Raw genomic sequence first — 2,615 nt, forward strand, 5'->3', positions numbered from 1 at the left:
GCTTTGAGCTTAAATGCGAATTATTTCTACAGAAAAATTGACAATTATATCGATTGGATGCGTAACGAAACAACGGTGCCTTGGCAAAGTCAGAACACTGGAGATTTGAACACAAACGGAATCAACTTACGTGGAACTTACAGATTTGATTTCTCTAAAGATTCTAGATTAAATATTCTTTTAGGATACACTTATTTAGATTCTGAATTTAAAACAGCACGTACAGAAACGTATTCAAAATATGCAATTTCTTCATTAAAACATCAAATTACCAATACGATAGATTATCAGTTTAGAAATCTATCTGTAATGTTTGCAACTCGTTTTAACGAAAGAATTACAGGACCTTCTTATTGGGTAAATGACTTTAGAGTAAGCCAGGCAATTAATAAATTCACCATTTTCTTAGATGGACAAAATATTTTCAATGCAACGTATTATGAAGTAGGAGCAGTGCCACTGCCTTCAAGATGGTTTACATTGGGAGTGAAATTAGTTACTTTTTAAATTACTTTATTTAGGAAATTAGATTATTGTAAAAAAAGCCTGTAAACGTAATGTTTACAGGCTTTTTTGTTAAAGACTATTGTTTTTTAGCCAAAGATTGACATCATCAAACATTTGTCTATTTACGGTGTGACCTTCTTCGTAAGAATGAAAATCGGGATGTAAATTTTTTGTTTTCAGAAAATCAGAAGCGTCTATGGCGTATTGATAATTTAAAACAGCATCTTGTTTTCCGTGAGAAATAAAGATTTTAAGTTTTTCAAGACGCTTTTCATCTGCCATAAAAGGTTTTATTTCTGGCAAAAGTCTTCCGCTCATTACGGCAATTCCTTTCACTTTTTCTGGAGCGGTAAGTGCAACACTATAACTCATGATTCCGCCTTGGCTAAATCCCATTAAGTAAACTTCCTCAGAATTAAAATGGACTTCAGACTTTAAATCATTAATAAAATCAATCAGCATTAATCTTGAATTTTCGGCCTGTTCAGCATTTATCTGAGGTTTTCCTGTAGAAAAATCTACTTGAAACCAAGCGAAACTATTTGCGCCAAAAGTCAATGGTCCGCGAGCAGACACCACGACAAAATTATCGGGCAATTCAGGTGCAAACGAAAAAAGATTTTGCTCGTTTCCGCCAACGCCATGAAGCAAAATCACCAAGGGCGGATTTGCCGTTTTTATTTTGGGTTCTCTAATTAAATAATGCAGTTTAGTTTTTTCTTTAGTTGAATTCATAATCGTAAAACTGAAAATTGATAGGGTAATAAGGACGGCAAATGCAATCCAAAAAAACTTTTTTAAACTCATGCTTTGTCTATTTTTACAGACATCATGTTGAGTGATCCAGCCACAAGCTCATCATTGAAAATCGTTGCTTTTTCGTCTTTTTCCTGAAGCGATAAAATGTACAATAACGGAAGATAATGTTCTGGAGTTGGAACGGCCAATTCAAATTCTCTTCCTTGTTTGTCAAATTGAATGAGCGATTTGTGATCCTTATCCAAAATCATGTTTTTCATTTTTTCATTCGCAATATGCGCCCATTCAAAAGCGTAACCCGGAACCATCATTTTGTCCCAAGCGGCGAGACGTAAATTGTGAACCGTATTTCCGCTTCCAACAATAAGAACACCTTTTCGGCGTAGAGCAGCTAGCTCTTTTCCTAGTTCATAATGATATGATGCTGGTTGCGAGTAATCGATACTCATTTCGATAACCGGAATATCGGCATTTGGATAAAGAAATTTGATAACCGTCCAACATCCATGATCCAACCCCCAACTGTTATCTAATCCAACCGAAGTTGAAGTGATTAATTTTTGTGTTTCTAAGGCTAATTCTGGACTTCCGGGTGCAGGATATTGCACATCAAAAAGTGCCTGCGGAAAACCTCCAAAATCATGAATAGTTGGCGGTTTTTGCATTGCCGTTACAAAAGTTCCTTTGGTTTCCCAGTGTGCAGAAATACAAAGTATCGCTCTTGGTTTTGGAAGTGTTTTTGCCACTTGTTGAAAGCCTTGCGTAAAATTATTATCTGCCAATGCATTGATCGGATTTCCGTGTCCTAGAAAAAGAACTGGCATTCGTTCTGTAGGCCCAAAAGTATCTACAGCGGTTTTAAGTGAGCTGAGTTTCATTGCTGCAGCTCCGATAGGTAAAATTGCCATGGTTTTTAGAAAATCTTTACGATTCATTTTTTATAATTAATTGCTTAAAAAGTATCTTTTATTTGTGATACAAAATTGCATTTAATTACAACGAAAGGGGTAACGATTTTCGGAAGAAAGGTTGTGTTTTTAAGAAAGAAGCTTTTTCATTTCTTCTCTAAATTCTGTTGGAGTCATTCCTGCTTTTCGTTTAAAAGCGTGCGTAAAATAGGTTTTTTCATTAAATCCGAGTTCGTAACCTATTTCGGCAATGTTTTTATCTGTTGTCATTAATAAGTTTTTGGCTTCGGTTAATTTTCTAGTTTCAATAATTTCCGAAACACTTTGCTGTAAAATATTTTGACAGATAATATTTAAGTTGCGCGAAGTCATAAAGAGTTTTTCTGCGTAAAAATTAACATCTTTAGATTCTTTGTAATGCTGTTCTAATAACCTCAAAAA

4 protein-coding genes are annotated in these 2,615 nt (G+C 34.8%); 1 reads left to right on the top strand and 3 read right to left on the bottom strand.

Annotation, left to right across the window (positions count from 1 at the left end):
* Positions 1 to 507: TonB-dependent receptor domain-containing protein (locus B3J44_RS21535; protein WP_286971348.1), on the top strand; the 507-nt coding region annotated here is incomplete at its 5' end.
* Positions 508 to 576: 69 nt separating this feature from the next.
* Here the strand turns inward: B3J44_RS21535 and B3J44_RS21540 are convergent.
* The 3 genes from B3J44_RS21540 to B3J44_RS21550 all read right to left on the bottom strand — a co-directional run.
* On the bottom strand, positions 577 to 1,314 hold the full coding sequence (locus tag B3J44_RS21540) for an alpha/beta hydrolase (RefSeq protein ID WP_286971349.1): 738 nt from the start codon (positions 1,312 to 1,314) through the stop codon (positions 577 to 579).
* Entirely contained in the window at positions 1,311 to 2,174 is an 864-nt protein-coding gene (gene ygiD, locus B3J44_RS21545) for a 4,5-DOPA dioxygenase extradiol (RefSeq protein ID WP_414654824.1), read from the bottom strand. The genes B3J44_RS21540 and ygiD overlap by 4 nt, the downstream gene beginning before the upstream one ends.
* Before the next feature lie 129 nt (positions 2,175 to 2,303).
* Positions 2,304 to 2,615, bottom strand: a 312-nt coding sequence (locus B3J44_RS21550; RefSeq protein ID WP_286971351.1) for a helix-turn-helix domain-containing protein, incomplete at its 5' end; no start/stop codon positions are given.

It is taken from the genome of Flavobacterium sp. UBA4854 (assembly GCF_002399805.1).
Taxonomy (GTDB): Bacteria; Bacteroidota; Bacteroidia; order Flavobacteriales; family Flavobacteriaceae; genus Flavobacterium; species Flavobacterium ginsengisoli.